The organism is Bradyrhizobium sp. 2S1 (assembly GCF_011516625.5).
Lineage (GTDB): Bacteria > Pseudomonadota > Alphaproteobacteria > Rhizobiales > Xanthobacteraceae > Bradyrhizobium > Bradyrhizobium septentrionale.
In genome coordinates, this window is the sequence record NZ_CP147717.1 from 9448223 (window position 1) to 9465995 (window position 17773).

General features: G+C 64.2%; 17 protein-coding genes. 3 read left to right on the plus strand and 14 right to left on the minus strand.

What is annotated here, in order from left to right:
* Window positions 1-13 precede the first annotated feature (13 nt).
* The 4 genes from HAP54_RS45120 to HAP54_RS45135 all read right to left on the minus strand — a co-directional run bounded on the left by HAP54_RS45120 (window position 14) and on the right by HAP54_RS45135 (window position 3095).
* Window positions 14-1207, minus strand: a complete 1194-nt coding sequence (locus HAP54_RS45120) for an efflux RND transporter periplasmic adaptor subunit (protein WP_166297847.1) — start codon at window positions 1205-1207, stop codon at window positions 14-16.
* Between the two features lies 1 nt (window position 1208).
* Window positions 1209-1910: a TetR/AcrR family transcriptional regulator gene (locus tag HAP54_RS45125; RefSeq protein WP_166297848.1), complete on the minus strand. Its 702-nt coding sequence runs from the start codon at window positions 1908-1910 to the stop codon at window positions 1209-1211.
* A gap of 64 nt (window positions 1911-1974) precedes the next feature.
* A complete protein-coding gene (locus tag HAP54_RS45130) occupies window positions 1975-2565 on the minus strand; it encodes a thiamine pyrophosphate-dependent enzyme (protein WP_166297849.1) in 591 nt (196 codons plus the stop codon).
* Window positions 2562-3095: a thiamine pyrophosphate-binding protein gene (locus HAP54_RS45135; protein WP_029078102.1), complete on the minus strand. Its 534-nt coding sequence runs from the start codon at window positions 3093-3095 to the stop codon at window positions 2562-2564. Before HAP54_RS45135 ends, HAP54_RS45130 begins: the two co-directional genes overlap by 4 nt.
* Before the next feature lie 207 nt (window positions 3096-3302).
* Here HAP54_RS45135 and HAP54_RS45140 point away from each other — a divergent pair, with 207 nt between their 5' ends.
* The 3 genes from HAP54_RS45140 to rocD all read left to right on the plus strand — a co-directional run bounded on the left by HAP54_RS45140 (window position 3303) and on the right by rocD (window position 6551).
* Window positions 3303-4526 carry a cytochrome P450 gene (locus HAP54_RS45140; RefSeq protein WP_166297850.1) on the plus strand — a complete coding sequence of 408 codons (1224 nt, stop codon included), beginning with the start codon at window positions 3303-3305 and terminating at the stop codon, window positions 4524-4526.
* 4 nt (window positions 4527-4530) lie between these two features.
* On the plus strand, window positions 4531-5205 hold the full coding sequence (locus tag HAP54_RS45145; RefSeq protein WP_166297851.1) for a potassium channel family protein: 675 nt from the start codon (window positions 4531-4533) through the stop codon (window positions 5203-5205).
* A gap of 131 nt (window positions 5206-5336) precedes the next feature.
* Window positions 5337-6551 carry an ornithine--oxo-acid transaminase gene (gene rocD / locus HAP54_RS45150; RefSeq protein WP_166297852.1) on the plus strand — a complete coding sequence of 405 codons (1215 nt, stop codon included), beginning with the start codon at window positions 5337-5339 and terminating at the stop codon, window positions 6549-6551.
* Between the two features lie 15 nt (window positions 6552-6566).
* Here rocD and HAP54_RS45155 read toward each other — a convergent pair whose 3' ends face one another.
* The 10 genes from HAP54_RS45155 to HAP54_RS45200 all read right to left on the minus strand — a co-directional run bounded on the left by HAP54_RS45155 (window position 6567) and on the right by HAP54_RS45200 (window position 17550).
* Window positions 6567-7712 (minus strand): alpha-hydroxy acid oxidase, encoded by a 1146-nt coding sequence (locus tag HAP54_RS45155; RefSeq protein ID WP_166297853.1) that lies wholly within the window; start codon window positions 7710-7712, stop codon window positions 6567-6569.
* A 113-nt stretch (window positions 7713-7825) separates the two neighbouring features.
* Window positions 7826-8689, minus strand: coding sequence for a sugar phosphate isomerase/epimerase family protein (locus tag HAP54_RS45160; RefSeq protein ID WP_166297854.1), 864 nt, complete (start codon window positions 8687-8689; stop codon window positions 7826-7828).
* On the minus strand, window positions 8689-9897 hold the full coding sequence (locus HAP54_RS45165) for a dihydrodipicolinate synthase family protein (protein WP_166297855.1): 1209 nt from the start codon (window positions 9895-9897) through the stop codon (window positions 8689-8691). Before HAP54_RS45165 ends, HAP54_RS45160 begins: the two co-directional genes overlap by 1 nt.
* Window positions 9898-9911: 14 nt before the next feature.
* Complete coding sequence (locus HAP54_RS45170; protein WP_166297856.1) at window positions 9912-11063, minus strand: Gfo/Idh/MocA family protein; 1152 nt, start codon at window positions 11061-11063, stop codon at window positions 9912-9914.
* The gene (locus tag HAP54_RS45175; RefSeq protein ID WP_166297857.1) at window positions 11060-12466 is read right to left on the minus strand and encodes a hypothetical protein; all 1407 of its coding nucleotides are present in this window, start codon (window positions 12464-12466) and stop codon (window positions 11060-11062) included. Before HAP54_RS45175 ends, HAP54_RS45170 begins: the two co-directional genes overlap by 4 nt.
* A 14-nt stretch (window positions 12467-12480) precedes the next feature.
* Entirely contained in the window at window positions 12481-13326 is an 846-nt protein-coding gene (locus HAP54_RS45180; RefSeq protein WP_166297858.1) for an ABC transporter ATP-binding protein, read from the minus strand.
* A gap of 3 nt (window positions 13327-13329) precedes the next feature.
* Window positions 13330-14328 (minus strand): ABC transporter substrate-binding protein, encoded by a 999-nt coding sequence (locus tag HAP54_RS45185; protein WP_166297859.1) that lies wholly within the window; start codon window positions 14326-14328, stop codon window positions 13330-13332.
* 115 nt (window positions 14329-14443) lie between these two features.
* Complete coding sequence (locus HAP54_RS45190; RefSeq protein WP_166202952.1) at window positions 14444-15778, minus strand: IS1182 family transposase; 1335 nt, start codon at window positions 15776-15778, stop codon at window positions 14444-14446.
* 57 nt (window positions 15779-15835) lie between these two features.
* On the minus strand, window positions 15836-16645 hold the full coding sequence (locus HAP54_RS45195; RefSeq protein ID WP_029078113.1) for an ABC transporter permease: 810 nt from the start codon (window positions 16643-16645) through the stop codon (window positions 15836-15838).
* Between the two features lie 248 nt (window positions 16646-16893).
* Window positions 16894-17550: a TetR/AcrR family transcriptional regulator gene (locus tag HAP54_RS45200; protein WP_166307074.1), complete on the minus strand. Its 657-nt coding sequence runs from the start codon at window positions 17548-17550 to the stop codon at window positions 16894-16896.
* Window positions 17551-17773 lie beyond the last annotated feature (223 nt).

A 17773-nucleotide genomic window follows, 5' to 3' on the forward strand; every position in this document is an offset into this window, starting at 1 on the left:
CAGATAATGGAGATCAGTAGCGCGGCGGCTCGGCCGGAATCGGCGGCGGCGGATCGGTCGAGATCGCGACCGCCATGCCCGACTGCAACTTGATCTGCCCGACGGCGACGACCTTGTCTCCGGCCTTGAGACCCTTGAGGATCTCGACGCGACCCTCGACACGGTTGCCGGTCTTCACGAAGGTGCGGTCCGCGGTCAGCGTGGTCTTGCCGTCGTCGCCCTTCTTCTCGGTGATCAGGAACACCGAGTCGCCGTACAGCGTGTAGTCGACCGCCGTCTCAGGGACAGTGACGACCGGCGGCTTCTCGGGCAGCACGATCGTGGTGGTCGCGAACATGCCGGGCTTGAGGATGCTGTCCGGATTCTGGATCGTGGCCTGGACCCGGATGTTGCGGGTGTCGGTCGAGATCTGCGGCTCGATGGTCGTGAGCTTGCCCTCGAAGGTGCGGCCCGGATAGGCATCGACCGCGATCCGCACGGTCTGGCCGACCTTGATCTGCGAGCTCTGCTTCTCGGTCACGGTCAGGTTGGCGTACAGCACCGACAGATCGGTGAGCGACACGATCTGCGTGCCGGCCGTCAGATACTGGCCGACTTCGACCTGGCGAACGCCGAGATCGCCTTCGAACGGCGCGCGCACCAGCTTCTGCGAGATCAGCGCTTCGGTCCTGGCGATGCCCGCCTTGGCCTGGTCGTAGGTCGCCTGCGCGGTGTCGACGGTCGACTGCGGTCCGAACTGGCGTGACGCGAGTTGCTTGGCGCGGTCGAGCTGCTGCTCGCCGACGGTCGCCTGCGCCTTGAAGCTGGCGAGGTCGCCCTGCTCAGGCGCATCGAACAGCTGCACCAGCGGCGTCCCCGCCTTCACATGGCTGCCGGCGGTGAACAGAATCTCGGTGATGCGGCCCGACACGTCGGTGGTGACGTTGACCTGGTGCACGGCGACGAGATCGCCGACCGCACTCAACAGGTTCGGAATCACCTCGGACTTCGCCTCGACGGCGGTCACGTTCGACGGCGGCGGCTTATTGTTGGCGAAGAACTGCGCGATCATGTGGCTGCGGAAGGCGTTGAAGCCGACCAGCGCGCCGACCAGCAGAACCAGCAACAGGCCTACGATGAAGAACCAGCGCACCATGCGGACGGGGCGCTTGGCCTGTTTTTCCTTGAGCGGTTGTCCCGAGATGTGACTTTCGGTCTGGATATTCATGTCATGCACTTTCTGCAGTTACCGACGGTCCTGCGATCGGCGATGGCTGGCGGCCCAAATGAGTTGAGATTGCGGCCTCGGTAAGTCCGATGCCGCGAAGGATGAATTGGCAAAGCTGCCGCTCGGCCGCGGCGGCATCGCCGTAGGGGAGACACGGTGTCGCAGGCAGCTGCGTCAACGCGCTCATAAGCACGGTGTGGTGCGCAAACCAGAACAGGTTGAGCAGCTGGTCGCCGATCTGCGTGGCGTCGCCGGCAGCGATCGCCCGTTCGAGCGAGGCGGCGAAGGTCGGACCGATCAGCTTGCCGACCTTGTCGTAGAGCAGGCGCGCAAACTCGCCGTCATCGAGATGGCTCGTCACCATCAGCCGCATCCGCTGCGCCTCTTCCTGGTCCGGCGCATCCCGCAGTTGCATGAAGTGGCCGACCATGCCCTGCACCAGTTCGACCAGCGTCGCGGTCGACGGCTCCTGGCCGAGCAGATGCGCGAGGTCGGGATCGGCCTCGCACTCTTCGGCAAGGATTTCGGCGTAGAGCGCCGCCTTCGACGGGAAGTGCTTGAACAACAGCCCTTCCGAAATGGCAGCCGCGGCCGCCACGCTCTTTGTCGTGGTGCCGGCAAAGCCGTTCCGGGCGAAGCATCGCTTGGCAGCGCTCAGGATCAACTGACGCCGCAAGTCACTCGTCATGCGTAAGGTAGACATTTGGGTCGTGAGTAATCACTCACTTTACCAAAAGTCAAGGTTCTATTGCACCGCGAAAGCCACTTTAAATTGGAGTGTGGCCGACAGACCCGCGGATGCGGTTGACGATGTAGGTGCCGTCCCGGCTGGACAGCACGCGTTCCAGGTTGGCCCCGTCGATCTTCGCGCTGGCGAACCGCGGCCCCGCCGTAACATCTTGCAAAGTCGAAGAAAAAGCCTCGACCTCGGCCATCGTGCTGATCGAACGGCTATCCCCGATTCCGCAGGCTTTGGCAACACCGACGAGGTCGGCGGGCCCGCCGGTATGGCTGGACTGGCCGCCGGTCTCGCCATAGGCCTCGTTGTCCAGCACGATGATCGAGAGGTTTTTGGGCTGTTGCAGGCCGACGGTCGCGAGGCTCCCCATCCCCATCAGCATCTCGCCATCGCCGGTGATCACGACGACCGGCAGCGTCGGCTGGGCCAGCGCCAGGCCGAGCCCGATCATCACGGCGCCACCCATGCCGCCCCAGAGATAGAAGTTGCGGTCATGGTCGCCGGCGGCGGCGATGTCATAGGTGGAAGCGCCGAGGCCGCCGACGGCGAACGCGCCGTTGCGATTCCTCAGCAGCTCGGAAACGACGGCGCGGCGGTCGAGGAGATTGGCTTTGCTCATTTGGTAAAGACCTTTGCCCCGATCAGGCGCTGCGACAGCAGCACGGCGGTTGGCGTGCAGGCGTTGTACGCTTGCGCGGCGCCGGCCTCGACGACTTCGCGCACCTCATCAGGATGCGAGGCGCGCAGCACCTTGATCCCCGACAATTCGAGAATGCCTTGGGTGTTCGAACCCATCGGCACCTGCCACGGATTGAACTCGCCCCATTCGCCGCGCATCGTCACCAGCGTGAGGAACGGCAAGCGGAAGATCTGCACCAGCGACAGCATGTTGATGCAATTGCCGACCCCGCTCGACTGCATCAGCAGCACGCCGCGCTGGCCGCCGGCCCAGGCGCCTGCGAGCAGCGCCACGCCCTCCTCCTCGGTGGTCAGCGCAATGCCGCGCATCGAGGACGAGCCCAGCACGCGCTCGATCAGCTCCGAATGCCCGGCGTCCGGCACGTAAGGCACCTGGCGCACCTCGAAGCGCTGCAATATCGAGAAAATCTCCTCGGGCCAGGAGGCCGCGGTCTCGGCACGGGCATGCATCGGCGTTTCCGGTCTCTATTGTTTGGCCGCGACTGTAGTGGGGCGCGCGCGCTTCATCAAAGCGCAAAACCGCATATGGCTCTGCGATTTACTCGCATCGGATCGCGCCCGCCGCGCTGTTCCCGCGGCCTGCAAATTGTGTTGCGCGGTCGCCGCCTGCGGCTTACGATAGTTGCAAGTGAAACTAATAAGGGTTGGATATCCGCCATGGACGGGCACGCGCGAGAGCTGGCTGACGGTTTCAACCTGGAGAAGCTGACGCCAGACTTCTACGCCAATCCCTACCCGACCTATCGGGCGCTGCGCGAGACTGCGCCGGTCAAGCGGCTGCCGAACGGCTGCTACTTTCTCACCCGCTACGACGACCTGATCGCCGCCTACAAGAACACCAAGGCGTTCTCCTCCGACAAGAAGAAGGAGTTCCTGCCGAAATACGGCAACTCGCTGCTCTATGAGCACCACACGACGAGCCTCGTCTTCAACGATCCGCCGGCGCACACCCGCGTGCGGCGGTTGATCATGGGCGCATTGTCGCCGCGGGCGATCGCCGGCATGGAGCCGGACCTGATCGCGCTGGTCGACAGCCTGCTCGACCGGATCGAGACCAAAGAGCGTTTCGAGCTGATCGGCGACTTCGCGTCGGCGATCCCGGTCGAGGTGATCGGCAATCTGCTCGACGTGCCGCACGACGAACGCGAGCGGCTGCGCGACTGGTCGCTGGCGATCTTGGGGGCGCTGGAGCCGGTGATCGGCAAGGAGGCGTTCGACCGCGGCAATAATGCGGTCAAGGATTTCCTCGCCTATCTCGAAACCCTGGTCGAACGCCGCCGTTTGAAGCCAGGCAATCCCGAGCGCGACGTGCTGACCCGGCTGATCCAGGGTGAGGACAATGGCGAGCGGCTGACCGCGAAGGAATTGCTGCACAATTGCATCTTCCTGCTCAACGCCGGCCACGAGACCACGACCAATCTGATCGGCAACGGGCTGGTGACGCTGACCCAATACCCCGACGAGAAGCAGCGGCTGATCGCGCGGCCCGAGCTGATCAAGACCGCGGTCGAGGAGATGCTGCGCTACGAAAGCTCGAACCAGCTCGGCAACCGCATGATCGTCGAGGAGACCGAGCTCGGCGGCATCAAGCTGCCGGCCGGCACGCTGGTCACGCTGTGCATCGGCGCCGCCAACCGCGACCCCGCGCAATTCCCCGACCCAGAACGCTTCGACGTCGCGCGCACGCCGAACCGCCATCTCGCCTTCGGCACCGGCGCGCATCAATGCGCGGGCATGGCGCTGGCGCGCCTCGAAGGCGCCATCGCGATCTCGCGATTCCTCAAGCGTTTGCCGAACTATGTGCTCGACGGCGAGCCGGTGCGGGGCGGACGGGTGCGCTTCCGCGGCTTCCTCAGCGTGCCATGCCGGCGCGACGCGTGATCCGATGACGACAAGGCAAATCCGCGATCGCTGGGGCGATTCGCTGCTGACAGTGCTGACCGTCCTCCTGCTGGTCATGATGTTTGTGGTGGCGCCGTTGCAGGCGCTCGGCCTGTTCGAGTTTCAGGTATTCGAGCTGCTGCTCGCCGTCTTCCTGGTCGGCGGCGTGTTCGTGATGTCGGGCAGCGCACTTGCCGTCGTCACGATGCTGGTCGCGCTTGCGATGATCGTGACCGGCGCGATCCTCCGGCTTCGCTCGCCTTCGATCCTCGACCTTAATCTGTTCGCCGGCGCCTGGCTTTTGGTCGGCATCACGATGGCGGTGACGGTCGCGCAGGCGACCTTCGCGCCGGGACGCGTCACCTATCACCGGGTGATCGGCGCGGTGCTGCTTTATCTCACGGTCGCGGTGATCTTCGCGGCGCTCTTCACCTTCATCGGCACGCTGGTGCCGGATGCGTTTGCCGGCATGAAGGTCGAGGACCGCCCGTCGCTCGCGAGCCAGCTGATTTATTTCTCCTTCGCCACGCTGACGACGACCGGCTATGGCGACGTGGCGCCGCTGCACCCGATCGCGCGCAGCCTGTGCAATGTCGAGGCGATCTTCGGCCAGCTCTATCCCGCGACGCTGCTGGCGCGGCTCGTCACCCTCGAGATCGCGCACCGCGATCAGGACTGACGCGCAACGCCACCAGGATGGACCGAATTTGGTCCACAGCAATCCTTTAAGCCGCGCCAGCCGATACCCAAATCAGTGATAAGGTGCAGGACGGCACCTCCGTGGTGCCGGCACAACTGGAGTGACGAGACATGCGTCCGCCAGTCACCGATTTCATCGCAAGGGAAGCGCAGTTTGGCGCCCAGAACTACGCGCCGCTCGGCGTCGTGCTGTCGCGCGGCGAAGGCGTCTGGGTTTGGGACACCGATGGCAAGCGCTACCTCGATTGCCTGTCGGCCTATTCGGCGGTCAATCAAGGCCATTGCCATCCAAAAATCCTTGCCGCCATGGTGGAACAGGCCGGCCGGCTGACACTGACCTCGCGTGCCTTCCACAACGACCAGCTCGCCCCGTTCTACGAGGAACTCGCCGAGCTGACCGGCTCCCACAAGGTCCTGCCGATGAACAGCGGCGCCGAGGCCGTGGAGAGTGCGATCAAGTCGGTGCGCAAATGGGGCTACGAGGTCAAGGGCGTGCCTGATGGCGAGGCCGAGATCATCGTCTGCGCCGACAATTTCCACGGACGCACGCTTGCGATCGTCGGCTTCAGCACCGATCCGGACACACGCGCGCATTTCGGACCGTTTGCGCCGGGCTTCAAGATCATTCCCTTCGGCGATGCCGGGGCACTGGAGGATGCGATCACGCCGAACACGGTCGCGTTCCTGGTCGAGCCGATCCAGGGCGAAGCCGGCGTCATCATCCCGCCGTCAGGCTATTTCACCCGGGTCCGCGAACTCTGCACTGGCAATAACATCATGCTGATCCTCGACGAGATCCAGACCGGGCTCGGCCGCACCGGCAAACTGCTGGCGGAACAGCACGAGGGCGTCGAGGCCGACGTGACGCTGCTCGGCAAGGCGCTGTCCGGCGGCTTCTACCCGGTCTCCGCGGTGCTCTCCAACAACGAAGTCCTCGGCACACTGAAGCCCGGTCAGCACGGCTCGACCTTCGGCGGCAATCCGCTCGCCTGCGCGGTGGCACGCGCGGCGCTCCGCGTGCTGGTCGACGAAGGGATGATCGAGAACGCGGCCGCCCAGGGTGCGCGCTTCCTCGAAGGCCTGCGAAGCATCCGTGCCAACACCATCAGCGAGGTGCGCGGTCGCGGGCTGATGCTCGCGGTCGAGCTTCACCCCGAGGCCGGCCCTGCCCGGCGCTATTGCGAGGTGCTGCGCGAGAAAGGCATCCTTGCCAAGGACACCCATGACCACACCATCCGCATCGCCCCGCCGCTGGTGATTACGCCCGATCAGGTCGATTGGGCACTGGAGCAGATCGGCGCCGCGTTGACGCAGGACCTTTCGTGACGGCGAGGTGGGCGGCTATCTGAACCGCAGATTTGCGCGGGAGAGCTGGCTGATCGAGGAACACCCCATCAGCCGCATGTCCCGCACCAGCTCCGCCTGCAACAGACCAAGCGCCCGCTCGACTCCGGCCTGGCCGGCCGATGCCAGCGGATAGAGATAGAAGCGTCCGAGGCCGACGGCCTTGGCACCCAGCGACAGTGCTTTCAGCACATGGCTGCCCCGCTTGATGCCGCCGTCCATCATCACATCGATCCGGTCGCCCACGGCATCGACGATCTCGGCCAGCTGATCGAACGCCGCCCGCGAGCCGTCGAGCTGCCGGCCGCCGTGGTTGGACAGAATGATGCCGGTGCAGCCGATCTCGACCGCGCGCTTGGCATCTTCAACCGACATGACGCCCTTCAGGCAAAACTGGCCATTCCACTGCCGGACCATTTGCGCGACGTCGTCCCATGTCATGGCCGGATCGAGCATCTCCGTGAAATAGCGCCCGATCGACATGGCACCGCCGCTCATGTCGACATGCTCGTCGAGTTGCGGCAGCTTGAAGCTTTCATGGGTGACGTAGTTGATGGCCCACGCCGGCTTGATGGCGAATTGCAGCATACCGCCGAGCGTGAGCCTGAAAGGAATCGAAAACCCGGTGCGCAGGTCGCGCTCGCGGTTGCCGCCGGTGATGCTGTCGACGGTCAACATCATCACGTCGACGCCGGCCTGCTTGGCGCGCTGCATCATCGCCGTGTTCAGGCCCCGATCCCGGTGGAAATAGAACTGATAGACCTGCGGCGTAGCGTAGGCCTTGCGCAATTCCTCCAGGCTCACGGTGCCGAGCGAGGACACGCCAAACATCGTCCCGTACTTCGCCGCCGCGGCGGCGACGGCCCGTTCGCCCTGATGATGGAACAGACGCTGCAGCGCAGTTGGCGAACAATAGAACGGCGTCGCAAGCTTCTGTCCCATCACGGTGACCGAGAGATCGACGTTCTCCACGCCGCGCAGGACATTGGGCACCAGATCGCAATGCTCAAAGCTCGCGGTGTTCTGCCGAAGCGTCGCCTCATCGTCCGCCCCGCCGTCGATATAATCGAAGATCGGCCCCGGAAGCCGCCGCCTCGCCAGCTCGCGGAAGTCATGGAAATTGTGGCAATCGCTCAAACGCATGTCGTGCTCCGAAGGTCCGGACCGGGGAGTTCAACGGCCCCCAGTGCCGTTCACACCCGCAGCATCCGGAATAACGGGCACGCTTCGCCTTGTCCACTGAACCTCTCGTTGGGTCAAACCACCGAGCGGTGCCGCTCGATACATGTCGTCAGGACCACATCCATCGGCTTCGTCCACCAGTCATTCGAAAAGATCTCGATCTCCGAATAGCCGGCAAAGCCCTGCGCCTCGACCGCCGCACGCACCGATCTGATGTCGATCACGCCGTCGCCCATCATGCCGCGATCGTTGAGGATGTCCCTGGTCGGCACCAGCCAGTCGCAGACGTGGAACGCGAGCAGGCGATCCTTGCCGGCGCGCGCGATCTGACTCATCAACTCCGGATCCCACCAGATGTGATAGACGTCGAGCGCGACGCCGAGCGCGCCGGTGCGGCCAGGATCGAGCGCGTCGCAGATATCGAGCGCGTGCCTTGTGGTATTCACGCAGGCGCGGTCGGCGGCATAGGCCGGATGCAGCGGCTCGATCGCAAGCGGCAGTTTTGCCTGTTTTGCATACTCGAGCATCTCGGCGATCCCGTCATGGACCTGCGACCGTGCCGCAGCGATATTCCTGGACGCTACGCTGCCCGGCCGGGAATATTGCGGCAGCCCGCCGGCGACGAGCACGATGCAGGGCGCGCCGAGCGCGGCTGCCTCATCGACCGCCCGACGGTTGTCGTCGCGCGCCTCGCTGCGGTGCGCGCCGTCAGCGGTAAACATGCCGCCGCGGCAATAGCCTGACAGATCGAGCCCGGCGTCCTTGACCGCGCGGACGGCACGATCGAGGCCGACGCTGGCGACCTGGTCGCGCCAAGGATCGATGGCGCGGATGCCGTGGCGCGCGCAGGCCTCGATGATGGCTGTGAGGTCGCCCTGCTTGCGGACCGTCGCCGTGTTCAGCGACAGCCAGCGGTGATCTCTGGAAAAATCGCGCATCAGGCGTCGATGCCGCGCGTCGCCAGGATCGTCGCCATCCGGCGCGTCGCGGCTTCCGGATTGGCGAGCAGCCCCGCCTTGTCGGCGAGCCGGAACAGCTCGGCGAGATGCAAGGTCGAACGCGCGCTCTCCTGTCCGCCGACCATCGTGAAGTGATCCTGGTGGCCGTTGAGGTAAGCCATGAACACGATGCCGGTCTTGTAGAACCGCGTCGGCGCCTTGAAGATGTGGCGCGACAGCGGCACCGTGGGTCCCAGCACGTCGTGGAAGCCGGCCTCATCGCCCGCAGCCAGCCGCGACAGCGCGTAGGACGCAGCCGGTGCGATCGCATCGAAGATACCGAGCAGCGCGTGGGAAAATCCCCTGTCGTCGCCGGCGATCAGTTCGGCATAGTTGAAGTCGTCGCCGGTATACATCTTCACTTTGCTGTCGAGCCGCCGCCGCATGTCGATCTCGCGCTGCTTGTCGAGCAGCGAGACTTTCACGCCATCAACCTTGGCCGCACTGGCGTTGATGATTTTGACCGCCGTATCCATCGCCTTGTCGAGATCGGCGGTGCCCCAGTAGCCCGTCAGCGCCGGATCGAACATGTCGCCGAGCCAATGGATGATCACGGGCTCGCGGACCTGCGCCAGCACACGGTCATAGACCTTCGCGTAGTCGTCCGCGCTCTTCCCAAGCTTTGCCAGCGCGCGCGAGGCCATCAGGATGATACGGCCGCCGGCCTTTTCCACCGCCTCGATCTGCTCCTCATAGGCGCGGATCACATCGTCGATCGATTTTGCATTCTCCACCGCGAGGTGATCCGTGCCGGCGCCGGAAAACACCAGTGCGTTGCCTTTGGCCTTCGCCGCCTTCACCGAGCGCTGGATCAATTCGAGCGAGGTCGCCCAATCCAGCCCCATGCCGCGCTGCGCAGTGTCCATGGCTTCGGCGACGCCGAGGCCGAGATCCCAGACGTGCTCGCGGAACGCGATCGTCCTGTCCCAGTCGATCGCGGCCGACAGCCATGGATCGACGTCGGCGCGCGGATCGGCCACCACATGCGCCGCCGAGAATGCGACGCGGTTCAGCGTGCCCCCGAGCTTCGCCGGAAAGGTCCGCGACGCCGCCAGGCGATAAGTCTCGAGGCCTCCATCAGCGGTCGGCAGCTTCAGCGACAGCGATGACTTTGTCAGGGCAGGCTTGGGCAGGACTGGCTTGTTCATGGCAGGGTCCTTTCTCAGACCACGATCGGCGCGACGTCGATCCAGCGCCGCTCCTTCCAGCTCTTCAGCGCACATTCGGCGAGCTGCACGCCCTTGGCGCCTTCGAGCAGGGTGTATTTGTAGGGCGCGTCCTCGCAGACATGGCGGATGAACATCTCCCACTGCTCCTTGAACCCGTTGTCGTAGACGACGTTCTCAGGGAGCTTCTGCCAATCGGCATAGAAGTCGTGCAGCCGCTTCTCGTCCGGATTCCACACCGGCCGCGGCGTCGCCTGGCGGGCCTGGATCACGCAGTCGGTCAGGCCCGCCACCGCCGAGCCATGGGTGCCGTCGACCTGGAAGGTGACGAGATCGTCGCGATAGACCCGCGTTACCCAGCTCATGTTGATATGCGCGATCACGCCGCCCTTCAGGCGGAAGGTCGCGTAGGCGGAATCGTCGGCCGTCGCCTGATACTTCCTGCCCTTTTCGTCATAACGCTCGGGAATGTCGGTGGTGCCGATGCAGACCACGCTCTCGACTTCGCCGAACAGATTGTCGAGCACGTAGCGCCAGTGGCAGACCATATCCAGGATGATGCCGCCGCCGTCCTCGGCGCGGTAGTTCCAGGACGGCCGCTGCGCTTCCTGCCAGCCGCCCTCGAACACCCAGTAGCCGAACTCGCCGCGCACCGAGAGCATGCGGCCGAAGAAACCGGAGTCGCGCAGGAAGGCGAGCTTCTTCAGGCCCGGCAGGAACAGCTTGTCCTGCACCGTGCCGTGCTTGAGGCCTTTTGCGTTCGCAAGCTTCACGACCGCAACGGCTTCCTCGAGGTTGGTGGCGATCGGCTTCTCGCAATAGACGTGCTTGCCGGCATTGATCGCCCTGGTCAGCAGCGAGGGCCGTGCCTGCGTGGTCGCGGCGTCGAAGAACACCGTATCGCCCTTGTCGGCCAGCGCGCGATCAAGGTCGGTGGTATGACGTTCGATGCTGAAGCGCTTGGCCAATGCGGCGACCTTCTCGGCGTCGCGGCCGACCAGGATCGGATCGGGCATGATGCGGTCGCCGTTCGCGAGTTGCACACCGCCCTGCTCGCGGATCGCGACGATCGAGCGGATCAGATGCTGGTTCAGCCCCATCCGGCCGGTGACGCCGTTCATGATCAGGCCGAGGCGTTTTGTCGTCATGCTGTCTGCTCCTGCGAAACGCGTGGTGTTGGCCGCTTGAGCGGCTGCATGATGGACCAGTCCGGATGGACCGAACTGGCAAAGCCCGGTGCGGCAGCGATCGATCCCGTCAGGAGATCGCCGTCATGGATCGCGAGGCGGACCTTGCCGCCCGCGCGGGTGTAGAGATCGGGATGCGCGGTGAGGAAGGCATCCGCTTCGTTCGCTGGCGTGTCGGCAAAGCCGTCGACATAGTGGTGTCCGTTGCGTTCGGCGTGGGTGACGCCGATCAGCGCGCCGAGCGCGAGGTCCTGCTGCACGCCAAGCCCGGCCTGGCAGGTCAAGTCCTCGCCGCTGATGAAATACCCGGCGTCGTCCGCGCTCCACGCAGCGGCGCGCGTGGCGTTGATGATCGACTTGTAGATGCCTTTGCACGATTTCGACGAGATGCCTCGATAGCCGAGCGCGCGCGCCGCCGGAAACGCGTCATAGGAATCGTCGGCTTCGTCGATAATGAAGCTGCGTGTAGCCAGCTCCCCGAGCGGCGACGTCTTTGTGATATCGCGCGGCATCGGCTGCTCGATGTAGAGCAGGTTTGCGGCGATGGGCTGAAGCGCCACGTCATGGTCGAGCCGGTCGACCAGCGCGTTCAGTGCGGTGAGGTCGGCATACTGCTCGTTAGCGTCGAGCGTGACCTTGATGCCGTAAGGCAGCCGTGCGAGCTCGTTGCCGATCCGCGCGAGCCGCGCCGCGTCGTGCGCGGGATCGCCGTTCAGCTTGAGCTTGAAATAGCGCGCGCCGGCATTCTCGTTGGTGTCGGCGACGCCGCCCTCGCCTTCAACCTTGTCGTCCATCCCGACGGTGTGCCTGACCGCGACGCGATCGAGCCGATTGCGCGCCGAAAGGAAGCCCGTGATTGCCCGATCATCGAGATCGGGCGTCAACCGCGCGTCGATGCCGGCGATGTTTCCGGCGATGCCATCGAAAACGCTCACGCCGGCCGCGCGCAGAAGCCCATCCAGGATCGCCTTGTCGATCTCGGCCGGGCCAAAGCTGGCGGCGAGCGGCGGAATGTCTTCTGCAGCACAGGCCGCAAGCTGCGGGCCGATACATCGGGCGTGCAGGCCGAACGCGGTATCAAAACCCTTGTTCGCCAGATAGAGCTCGCGCGCACTCGCAAGTGAGCGGCGAAGTCCGTCGAGCGACTGCGCTTCCGTCAAATGCGGCCGCTTGTCGAACCATTTCGGCGCCAGCATTTCGGCGCTGGCGCCGGTCGCCCGGCCCTTGCCCTCCACCTCGATCTCGACCCGCACGAACATTTGCGTCGACGCCGTGATCGTCACGGCACCAAAGCGGAACGGCCGCGCGAACACCAGCGGTCGTTCGAAGAAGGCGATATCGTTGACGGCGAGGCGAAGCGGCATCGATCGGTCTGGCCCTAGTCCAGCGTCCCTTGCGTGAAGAAATGCTTCCGGATCCGCTGCACCAGCTCGGTGAAAACAGGATCGGACATCGTGTCGAGCGAGCGCGGCCGCGGCATCGGCACGTCGTAGATCGCGGCGATCGCGCCGGGGCGCTCGGTCATCACGAGCACGCGGTCGGCGAGGAACACGGCCTCGGGAATCGAGTGCGTGATCAGGAGCACGGTCTTGCCGGTCTCGCGCTGGATCCGCATCAGCTCGACATTCATCCGCTCCCGCGTCATGGCATCGAGCGCCCCGAACGGCTCGTCCATCAGCATGATCTTGGGATCGTGCACCAGCGCGCGGCAGATCGAGGCGCGCTGCTGCATGCCGCCGGACAGCTGCCACGGCAGCTTCTTCTCAAAACCTTCGAGCCCGACCAGCTTCAAGAGCTCCCTGGCACGGGCGCGATATTTGTCCCGGGGCAGCTGCTTCATGTCGATCGGCAGCATCACGTTGGAGAGGATGTTGCGCCACGGCAGCAGCAGCGCGTTCTGAAACACGATGCCGACATTGCCGTGCGGCCTGGTCACGGGCTCGCCGTCGACCAGCACCTCGCCCGTCGTCGGCGGCAACAGGCCCGAGATCATCTTGAGCAGCGTGGACTTGCCGCAGCCGGACGGCCCGACCACGACAAAGAACTCACCGTCATTGATGGTGAAGTCGAGCGGCCGCAGCGACGGCACGTCGCCGTCGCGCGACCGGTACGTCTTCGACACTCCCGAGAGCTTGATGCCCGGCGCAGCGCCGGCCGCGCGGTCCGATACCAGGCGCAGATGCGCGGCGGGCTGCTCGGCAGCACTCTTGATCGCCGATTTCATGGCTTACGAGTCACCCTTCGGCAGATAGTCGTTGGTGTAGAACGCCTTCGGATTGGCCTTGGCCTTGGCGTCGAGGCCGCCATACTCGACCATCAGATTGACCGACTCGGTCATGTTCTGGTCGGTGACCTGGAACGGCCGCTTGGCCTTGGTCTCCGGCGTGCGATAGAGCGGGATCGTCAGCTCGAAGCCTTGCGTCAGCGTGTCGATCTTGCCGCCCTTCGGATTGGCGTCGAGGATCGACTGCGCGGCGGCCTTCGGCTCCTTCTCCGCGGCTTCCACCGCCTTTGTCGTCGCCGACATGAAGCGGCGGACCAGATCGGCATTGGCCTTCACATAGTCGGAGTTCGCGATGATACCCGACGACACCATGTTGATGCCGTAGTCGGCGAACTTGATCGGATAGACGTCCTTAGCCGTGGCGTCCTTGATCTTCATCGACTGGTCCATGACGTAGCCGGGCAGCAGATCGGCCTGGCCGTTGATGACCGCATTGAGCTTGGTCTGGCCGTCGCCGGCGACGGTCTGGAAGTCGCTTTCCTTCAGGCCGGTCTTCTTCAGGAACAGCGGCCAGATCTGCGTCATCGAATCCGCCGGCGTGATCGCAACCGTCTTGCCCTTGATGTCCTCGGGCTTCCGGATGTTCTTGTCGGCAAGGCTCATCGCCGACATCGGGCTGGTCTGCAGCAGCACGCCGGTGGCGATCACAGGCGCGCCCTTCACCGCCGCGCGCATCATCGTCGGCACATCGACATAGCCGAAATCCGCGGTCTTGGCGGCCACGGCTTGCGTGGTCGCAGCTGAGCCGCGGCCTTCCTGGATCTCGAGGTCGATGCCTTCGGCGGCATAGATGCCCTTGGCCTTGCCGTAGTAGAACGGCGCGTGCTCGCCATAGACGTACCAGTTCAGCATCAGCACGACCTTGTCGGCCGCGGATACCGGAGCCACCGCAAGCGCGGTCCAGGCCAGCGCGGCGCCGGCCACCGCAATCAATCGCTTCATGATTGTTCTCCCCTTATTGTGCCGCGGCCCTTGCGTGGGCCGCTTGTCCGGTTGCTGCGCTAGGAGCCCGTCCAGATATGTTTTCGTGACGGGCATTTGTTGTAGAGTAGCAGGCTCAGGCTGCGTTTGCGAGGTTGAACAGCTTGAGGAGGTTATGGACGGTGCAGATCATTGTCCACTCGGCGCGCACTTTCTCGATGCCCCGCAACAGGAACTGGCGGAAGCCTCTTGCCTGTTTGATCTGTCCGAACACCGGCTCCACCACTTGCTTTCGCAATCGGTAGGGTGTTTCGAAGCCGCCATCGTCGATCTTCTTTCGCATGGCCTGTGTCAGCGGGCCGCCGACTTTTCCGTTCGCTACTGTCGGGTGCTTGGCGCGTCCGGGCGCGACATAGCCATCGATGCTGCGTGTGTCGAGCGCTTCGAGATTGGCTTCGCTGCAGTAGCCGGAATCCGCTGAGGCCTGCCGCGGCTTGCGGCCAAGATTGCTCTCGATGGCCTCGATCAGGGGCACCAACTGGCCCTGATCGCTGCCGTGCTGGGTCAGTTCTTGCGCGACAATGATCTGGGCATGTGCATCGACGGCCGCCTGGGCATTATAGGCCTGAACGAAGCCATCCTTCGACTTCATGATGCGGCTTTCCGGATCGGTGAAGTTGCGTTGCGCCTTGGGATTGGGTTCCTCCGATGGCAGCGCCGCCGGTTTGCCCGGCTTCTTGCGGCCTTCGGCCTGGCGCTGCTGTTCCTTTTCGGCCTCGATGCGGCGCTCTTCCTCCGCCGCCAGTTTGGCGTCCGCTTCCAGCGCCGCCATCGCTTGCTGGATCTTCGCCAGCCGTTTCTGCTTGTCGACGGTCCAGTCCGGCAGTTCGTCGCTGTTGCCGAAAGTCTCATCCTCCGAGGCATCCGCCGCCTCGGCGGCCGCCAGCATGCGAGCGACCTCGGCCTTCAATTCCGCCTCGCGCTTCTTCATGCGCTCATAACTCATCGCCTTGTGTTTCGACGCGTTCGCCTTGATCTTCGTACCATCCAGCGCGACATGACCGAGCTTGACCAGCCCGGCCGTCTCGCACAACTTCAGAACCTGCACGAATAGCGCGCCGAGCGCCTTCAAATGTCGCTTGCGAAAGTCGCTGATCGTCCGAAAATCCGGCGCATCCAGCGCCACGATCATCACAAAATCGTTCCGCTCCCGGCAGGCCTTGGCAATCCGACGCGACGAATACAGCCCACTCGCATAGCTATGCAGCAGCAGCGCCACCATCATCCGCGGATCAAACGGCGGCTGCCCAAGCCCGCTCACATAGCTGCCCATGATCTCCCTGAGATCGAGGCTCTCCCGCACCAGATCAACCATAAACCGCGAGACATGGCCTTTCGGCACGAAGTCCTGCACATTCGGCGGCAGAAGCAGCGTCTGATCGATGTTCCAAGGCCGAAAATACTTGCTCATCGCCCAATGTTGAATCAGACCCGACCAGATTTGAACAGCGACTATCCAGACAAGCTCCTAGGAAGCGAAACTGATGTCGTCGCGCTGGCTGACGTGCCAAGGGATCACCAGCCGCTCGATGCGGTCGACGATCCAGAACAGGATGACGCCGAGCAGCGCCAGGATCACCAGCGCCGCAAACATCGTCGGCAGGTCGAAGGTGCCGATAGAGCGCTGCATCACGTAGCCGATGCCGGAATTCGAGCCGACGAACTCGCCGACGACGGCGCCGACCACGGCGAGCGTCACCGAGACCTTCAGGCCGGAGAAGATCGCGGGCATCGCGTGCGGCAGGTTGACCGCGCGGAACACCTGGAAGCGGCTGCCCTGCATCGCGCGCGCCAGATCGACCATGTCGGGGTCGACCGACTTGAAGCCTTGCACCGCGGAGACCACGACCGGGAAGAAGCCGAGCAGGAAGGCGGAGATCACCTTGGGGATGATGCCGAAGCCGAACCACACCACGAACAGCGGCGCGATCGCGATCTTCGGTACCGATTGGGAGAACACCAGGAGCGGATAGACGTAGCTCTCGACCGTCTTCGAGCCCGCGATCAGCATCGCTGTGGGAATGCCGAACAGCGCCGAGAGCAGGAAGCCGCAGATCGTTGCGTAAGTGGTCGGCCAGGACTGCCGCAGCAACTCCGGCCAGTCGCTCCAGAGCACCGCGACGACGTCGCCGGGCGACGGGATCTGATAGGCCGGGATGTGGAACAGGCGGATCGCGAGGTCCCAGGCGGCCACGATGACGACCAGGAACAGGAACGGGCGCAGCCACGCCGCGTTCAGCACCTTCGATACGCCCGAAGGGCTTTTTGCCTCCGCCACGTCACGCTCCCTCACGGTCTTTCTTGCAGTCTTTCTGCTCGCGACGAAATTAACCCGTTGGATAAATACTGTCCAGCCCCTCGCGCGCGGCAAAATCGCGGCGAAGCACGCTACTTTCGTCAGGCGAGATTTTTTGGGCTTGAATGCTCTGTAGCCCGGATGAGCGAAGCGAAATCCGGGACCGGATTATCCCCGGATGCAGCTCCTCGGATGTCGCTTCGCTCATCCGGGCTGCGGGCTGCCAGCGTTCACACCACCCGGTGTTCCGCCGCGCGCAGCACTGGCATCGCGCCGCTAAAGGCGGCCGTGGACTTGCCGGTCAGCGCCGCTAGCACCAGCGCAGTCATGTGCTCGAGGCGCTCGTCGCGGGCGTCCTTCTTGAGCAGGTCGCGGCCGAAGATCACGCTCAGCGTGGCGCTGTTGGAGAGATAGAAGAACGCCAGCCCGGCGATCGAGATATAGAGCTGCACCGGATCGACCGCGACGCGGAAATCGCCGCTTTCGACCCCGCGCGTCACCACGGTGCGGATCATCTCGACAAAGGGCGAGTGCATCGACTTGACCTTGGTCGAGCGCTTCAGGTGCTTTGCCTTGGCAAGGTTTTCCGTGTTCAGCAATGCCAAGAACTCGGGATTGCGCAGGAAGTAGTTCCACGTGAAGTCGATCAGGCGCCCGATCGCCTCGGGCGGATCGAGGTGCTCGAGATCGAGCGCACGCTCCTCGGCGCGGATCTTCTCATAGGCACCTTCCAGCACCTCGAGATAGAGGTCCTCCTTGTTGCCGACGTGGTAGTACAGCATGCGCTTGTTGGCGTCGGCATTGGCCGCGATGCGGTCGACCCGCGCGCCGGCGAGGCCATGGGCGGCGAATTCCTGCTTGGCCGCCTCGAGAATCCGCAGCCGCATCCCCGCAGGGTCGCGCTGCCATCGCTGTATTCGCTTTGCCTTGGCCAAATCGATCGCCCGTGATGCTGGGTTGATGAATGTAGCATGACACGCGACGTTTGAGAACGAATGTTGTTGTGATGGTCGCGCGGGAATATTTGTCGCAGCTGCCGCTTTCGTTATTCCCCGGTGCGCAATTGCGCACCTGAGGGCGCGCTATTTGGCGCGGGCCCGGAATCCATTC

What these genes read in the sequence shown, in the direction of transcription:
- HAP54_RS45155 (WP_166297853.1), bottom strand. Translation starts at nt 7,712, where the DNA reads ATGCGTTTGAGCGATTGCCACAATTTCCATGACTTCCGCGAGCTGGCG.
- HAP54_RS45180 (WP_166297858.1), bottom strand. Translation starts at nt 13,326, where the DNA reads ATGAAATCGGCGATCAAGAGTGCTGCCGAGCAGCCCGCCGCGCATCTG.
- HAP54_RS45175 (WP_166297857.1), bottom strand. Translation starts at nt 12,466, where the DNA reads ATGCCGCTTCGCCTCGCCGTCAACGATATCGCCTTCTTCGAACGACCG.
- HAP54_RS45200 (WP_166307074.1), bottom strand. Translation starts at nt 17,550, where the DNA reads ATGCGGCTGCGGATTCTCGAGGCGGCCAAGCAGGAATTCGCCGCCCAT.
- rocD (WP_166297852.1), top strand. Translation starts at nt 5,337, where the DNA reads ATGCGTCCGCCAGTCACCGATTTCATCGCAAGGGAAGCGCAGTTTGGC.
- HAP54_RS45135 (WP_029078102.1), bottom strand. Translation starts at nt 3,095, where the DNA reads ATGCATGCCCGTGCCGAGACCGCGGCCTCCTGGCCCGAGGAGATTTTC.
- HAP54_RS45140 (WP_166297850.1), top strand. Translation starts at nt 3,303, where the DNA reads ATGGACGGGCACGCGCGAGAGCTGGCTGACGGTTTCAACCTGGAGAAG.
- HAP54_RS45165 (WP_166297855.1), bottom strand. Translation starts at nt 9,897, where the DNA reads ATGAACAAGCCAGTCCTGCCCAAGCCTGCCCTGACAAAGTCATCGCTG.
- HAP54_RS45125 (WP_166297848.1), bottom strand. Translation starts at nt 1,910, where the DNA reads ATGTCTACCTTACGCATGACGAGTGACTTGCGGCGTCAGTTGATCCTG.
- HAP54_RS45145 (WP_166297851.1), top strand. Translation starts at nt 4,531, where the DNA reads ATGACGACAAGGCAAATCCGCGATCGCTGGGGCGATTCGCTGCTGACA.
- HAP54_RS45160 (WP_166297854.1), bottom strand. Translation starts at nt 8,689, where the DNA reads ATGCGCGATTTTTCCAGAGATCACCGCTGGCTGTCGCTGAACACGGCG.
- HAP54_RS45130 (WP_166297849.1), bottom strand. Translation starts at nt 2,565, where the DNA reads ATGAGCAAAGCCAATCTCCTCGACCGCCGCGCCGTCGTTTCCGAGCTG.
- HAP54_RS45190 (WP_166202952.1), bottom strand. Translation starts at nt 15,778, where the DNA reads ATGAGCAAGTATTTTCGGCCTTGGAACATCGATCAGACGCTGCTTCTG.
- HAP54_RS45185 (WP_166297859.1), bottom strand. Translation starts at nt 14,328, where the DNA reads ATGAAGCGATTGATTGCGGTGGCCGGCGCCGCGCTGGCCTGGACCGCG.
- HAP54_RS45120 (WP_166297847.1), bottom strand. Translation starts at nt 1,207, where the DNA reads ATGAATATCCAGACCGAAAGTCACATCTCGGGACAACCGCTCAAGGAA.
- HAP54_RS45170 (WP_166297856.1), bottom strand. Translation starts at nt 11,063, where the DNA reads ATGACGACAAAACGCCTCGGCCTGATCATGAACGGCGTCACCGGCCGG.